The organism is Streptomyces sp. SID5785 (assembly GCF_009870065.1).
In the GTDB taxonomy this organism is placed as follows: domain Bacteria; phylum Actinomycetota; class Actinomycetes; order Streptomycetales; family Streptomycetaceae; genus Streptomyces.
The window spans coordinates 1-4565 of the sequence record NZ_WWIA01001019.1 but is presented as its reverse complement, the minus strand read 5'-3'; the positions used below and the strand labels follow the sequence as shown (position 1 = coordinate 4565).

Genomic DNA, 4565 nt, shown 5'->3' with positions numbered 1-4565 from the left:
GGGTGCCGGGCACGTCCACCGCGTACGACGCCTGGTCCCTGCACGTGCCGGGCGGCGACGGGGTGCCGCCACGGGCGCTGGCCGAAGTGGCCGAACTGGTCGGCCGGTTCCGGGAGCGCACGACGGAGCGGGCGGCCGCCGTGCGCGGGGCGGGTGAGGCGCTCGCCGCTCTGCTGACCGGGGCGGACGCGGACGCGGGGGCCCTCTCGGACGCCCTCGCGGCCTGTGGTGCGCTCCCCGGGGGACCGTGGCGGGTGGTGGTCGCGCGCACGGACGGGCGCGAGGCGGCGACGCTCCCGCGGGCCGCGCTCGCGGAGGCGCTGCTCCTGCTGCCGCCGGGTACCGCGTTCGCCGTCGGCGCCGGGTCCGGCGAGGCGCTCGCCGTCGTGCGGGACGCCGAACGGCTGGGCGCGCTCCTCGCCGACGCCTGGCCGCTGGTGGGCGGCTGCCGGCCGGACACCCCGCTCCACGCCGGAGTGAGCGCGGCCGTCGCGGAGCCCGGCGCGCTCCCCGCCGCCGTCACCCAGGCGCGCTACGCCTGCACGGTCGCCGCCCGGCGCTCGCCCGGCGGCCACCGGGCGAGTGCGGTCGAGGACCTCGCCTCGGTGGAGTCGCTCCTGGCCGGGGTGCCGGCCGAGGTCCGCGAGGTGTTCAGCCGCGTCACGCTGGGCCCGCTCGCGGACGGCTCGGCCGGCTCCCACGGGGCGCTCCTGGAGACGCTGGAGGCCTTCCTCGCGCACAACTGCTCGTGGGCCCGCACCGCGCAGGCGCTGCACCTGCACGTCAACACGGTGCACTACCGCATCGACCGGATCCGCGTCCTGACGGGCCGCGACCTCACCCGGCTCGACCACCGGCTCGATCTGTGGGCGGCGCTGCGCTGCCGGTGAGCCGGCGCGCGGCCCTCACTCGGGCGCGGGCGCGACGGCCGGCGCCCCGGCCGGCCGGGGCCTTCGCAGGAGCACCGGGAGCCACAGGAGACAGGCCAGCACGGGGACCGCGGCGTAGACGGCCATGCCCGTGCCGGATCCGAAGCCGTCCATCAGCGCGCCGAGCACGAGGTACCCAGTGCCGATGAGCGCCGACTCCACGAAGGTGATCATCGACAGGAGGCTCGCCCGGTAGCGCGACGGCACGGCCTCGTTGAACACGTTGTCCACGATCACGGCGGTGATCTCGGGGACCCCGACCAGGACGAGGAACGCGGCGATGGTGACCCAGACCAGACCGAGGCCGCTCAGGCCGAGCGCCGCGGCGAGCGCGAGCAGGGACACCGGGACGACGGTCCGGTGTCCGAGGCGCCGGTCCACGCGGTCGGACAGCAGCGGGGCGAGCCCGCCCGCGAAGAAGCCCGCCGAGATGACCACGCTGACCAGCGCGGTGCCCGCGCCCTGGTCGGAGAGGGTCTTCTGGGTGAAGATGATGTACGGCGTCAGCGTCGCGTGCATCAGCCCGGACACCACGACCAGCGTCACGAGCGCCGGGGTCGCGACCCGGAGCATCGCCCGCCACGCCGTCGCGTCGGCGGGCGCGGCCCCGGCGCCGCCTCGTTCGTCGACCGCGTCCGCGCCGCGGATCTCCGGGACCCGGGACACCAGCACCACGACGGCCAGGACGAGGCAGGCCGCCGAACCGCCGTAGACGAGGCCCCAGGACACCTGCTGGAGCTGGCCGCCGAGGAGGATGGCGATTCCCGACGTGACCGTCCCGAGCATGGCGTACCGGGACCGGATCGCGACGTAGCCCGCGGTCGCACCGCGCCGCACGAGCAGGTCGTACAGGAGCGCGGTGTCCGATCCGGACACGCACGCCATGCCCACGCCCTGCCCGAGGAACAGCGCGGCGAACACCCAGTAGTCGGTGAACGCCGCCTGTCCCAGCAGGCATCCGGCCACCAGGACCTGTCCGACGACGATGCTCGCGCGCCGCCCGATGCGGTCGGCGATGATCCCCGTCGGCAGCTCGGCGAGCCCGCTGACCAGGTAGAGCAGCGTCTGCAACAGGGCCACCTGCCCGGCGGAGAAGCCGCGGTGCAGCAGGAAGACGACGAACACGCCGCGCTGGAACAGCGCGTTGGCGAGGACGGCGTACGCGAGGAAGGGGCGCGTGACACCTCGTGCCGCGTCCTCGGCGGGAGCGGCCCCGCCGAGGGCCTCCGTGGTGTCGGTCACGCTGCGGGCCCCCGGCGACGACGGTGATCAAGTGATCATGGGTGGTGGGTCGTTCGCAGGCGAACATACACAGCCGGGCCGCAGCGGGCCACGGGATTCCGGGGCCTGTGCCCTCCCCCGCGCCCCGGCCGTCAGCGGCGCACGCGCGGCATCCCGAGCCCGATCCAGGAGATGATCTCCCGCTGGATCTCGTTGTTGCCGCCGCCGAAGGTGAAGATCACCGCGGAGCGGTAGCCGCGTTCGAGCTCGCCGTGCAGCACCGCCCCCGCGCTGCCCTCCTTCAGCGCGCCCACCGCGCCGACCACCTCCATGAGCCAGGCGTAGGCGTCGCGGCGGGCCTCGGAGCCGTAGACCTTGACGGCGGAGGCGTCCTGCGGGGTGAGGGTGCCCCGCTGGACGGCACTCACCATCTGCCAGTTGAGGAGCTTCATCGCGTCGAGCCGGGTGTGGGTGCGGGCGAGGCGCGCGCGGACCCAGCCGAGGTCGATGACGCGCCGCCCGTCGGCCAGCTTGGTCTCCGTCGCCCAGCGCTGCACGTCGTGGAGGGCGCGGATGGCCATGGTGCCGTGCGCGGCGAGGGTGACGCGCTCGTGGTTGAGCTGGTTGGTGATGAGCCGCCAGCCCTTGTTCTCCTCGCCGACCCGGCGGGTGACGGGGACGCGGACGTTCTCGTAGTAGCTCGCGGTGGTGTCGTGGGAGGCGAGCGTGTTGATGACGGTGCAGGAGTAGCCCGGGTCCGAGGTCGGGACGAGGAGCATCGTGATGCCCTTGTGCGCGGGTGCGTCGGGGTCGGTGCGCACGGCGAGCCAGACCCAGTCGGCGGTGTCGCCGTTGGTGGTCCAGATCTTCTGGCCGTCGACGACGTACTCGTCCCCGTCGCGGACGGCGCGGGTCTTCAGGGCCGCGAGGTCGGTGCCCGCGTCGGGCTCGCTGTAGCCGATGGCGAAGTCGATCTCCCCGGCGAGGATCCTCGGCAGGAAGTACTCCTTCTGCTCGTCCGTGCCGAACTGCATGATCGTGGGGCCCACCGTGTTGAGCGCCATCAGCGGCAGCGGGACGCCCGCCTGCGCGGCCTCGTCGAAGAAGATGAACTGCTCCATCGGCGTCAGGCCGCGCCCGCCGTACTCCTTCGGCCAGCCGACGCCGAGCCAGCCGTCCGTCCCGAGGCGGCGCACGGTCTCCCGGTAGAACCGCTTCTGGGCGGCGGGGTCCTCGTAGCGCGCGTACGCGTTGTCGGGCACGAGCCCGGCGAAGTAGGTGCGCAGTTCGGTGCGCAACTGCTGCTGCTCAGGCGTGTATTCGAGGTGCACGGCCCCTCCTGGCGGTCGACCGGGCGGCCTCGGCCCGGACTTCAGGCGCGGATGCGACGGCGCACACAGTAGAACGCGTTCCAGTAATTGGGAATGGCGGGGACGGGCCGGATCGCGTCGGGGTCAGACGCCGTGCGGGATCCGCTTCGAGCGGCTGCGGAGCATGAAGGCCTCCACGATCTCCACGACGCCCATGGCCACCAGCCAGCAGCCGCCGACCAGGGTCAGCACCGCCACCGACTCGAACGGCGACACGATGAGCACGACACCGGCCATCGCGCTGACGACCCCGAGGAAGGCCTGCCAGCCGCGGGCGGGCATCGCGGGGTCCGAGGCCGCCGCGACGGTCTGGGTGATCCCGCGGAACAGCCAGCCGATCCCGATCCACAGGGCGAGCAGCAGGATCGACTGCGTCGCACCCCGGAAGCAGAACAGGCCCAGCAGCACCGAGACCGCGCCGCTGATGAACGCCATCACGCGCAGTCCGGTCGTCACGTGCGTACCGAACGCCGTGACCAGCTGGAACACTCCGGAGACGACGAGGTAGACGCCGAAGAGGACGCCCGCCGCCCACAGGGAGGCTCCGGGCCACACGAGCACGAGGACGCCCAGGATCAGCGCGGCGACACCCGCCAGGAGGACCGCCTGCCAGGCCATCTGCGCCAGCCGGCCGAGCGGGCCCTCGGGCGGCCGGGTCCCCGCCCGGTCCTCGTCCTTGTCCGCGCCCGCCTGGTGGGGGCTCTGCGGTTCGTACGGTGCTTGGGTCATGGCCGATCTCTCCTGTGCGGGCCGCGCCGGGCGGCGGCTGAGCGGGGCCGGGCGGTGCCGGATCCGGGAGGACGGGCCTCCGCGGAACTGCTCCGTCCGCGGTGCCCTCCTCTCCGCTCGCCGGTCCGGGCGGCCGGTCGGCCGCCTGTGGTGACCCACGGGCTGCAGGCTCTGCGACACCCTCACTCAAGCAACACCTGGCCGACTCCGCAAAACATGCGAAACCGACCCGATCGGCGCACAGGTCAGCGCCGTACCCCGCGCCCGCGCTCCGGGCCCGCGGACCGCCCCGTCAGGCGGCGAGGCACAGGCCGCC

General features: G+C 73.9%; 4 protein-coding genes. 1 reads left to right on the top strand and 3 read right to left on the bottom strand.

Annotated features, from left to right (window positions below):
- Positions 1-890 (top strand): PucR family transcriptional regulator (locus GTW43_RS33120; protein ID WP_161305679.1); only part of this gene is annotated, 890 nt, incomplete at its 5' end.
- Between the two features lie 15 nt (positions 891-905).
- Here GTW43_RS33120 and GTW43_RS33115 read toward each other — a convergent pair.
- The 3 genes from GTW43_RS33115 to GTW43_RS33105 all read right to left on the bottom strand — a co-directional run bounded on the left by GTW43_RS33115 (position 906) and on the right by GTW43_RS33105 (position 4249).
- On the bottom strand, positions 906-2171 hold the full coding sequence (locus GTW43_RS33115; protein WP_161305677.1) for an MFS transporter: 1266 nt from the start codon (positions 2169-2171) through the stop codon (positions 906-908).
- Between the two features lie 131 nt (positions 2172-2302).
- A complete protein-coding gene (locus GTW43_RS33110) occupies positions 2303-3481 on the bottom strand; it encodes an acyl-CoA dehydrogenase family protein (protein ID WP_161305675.1) in 1179 nt (392 codons plus the stop codon).
- 123 nt (positions 3482-3604) lie between these two features.
- The gene (locus GTW43_RS33105; RefSeq protein WP_161305674.1) at positions 3605-4249 is read right to left on the bottom strand and encodes an HdeD family acid-resistance protein; all 645 of its coding nucleotides are present in this window, start codon (positions 4247-4249) and stop codon (positions 3605-3607) included.
- Between the last annotated feature and the right edge of the window lie 316 nt (positions 4250-4565).

What these genes read in the sequence shown, in the direction of transcription:
- GTW43_RS33105 (WP_161305674.1), bottom strand. Translation starts at nt 4,249, where the DNA reads ATGACCCAAGCACCGTACGAACCGCAGAGCCCCCACCAGGCGGGCGCG.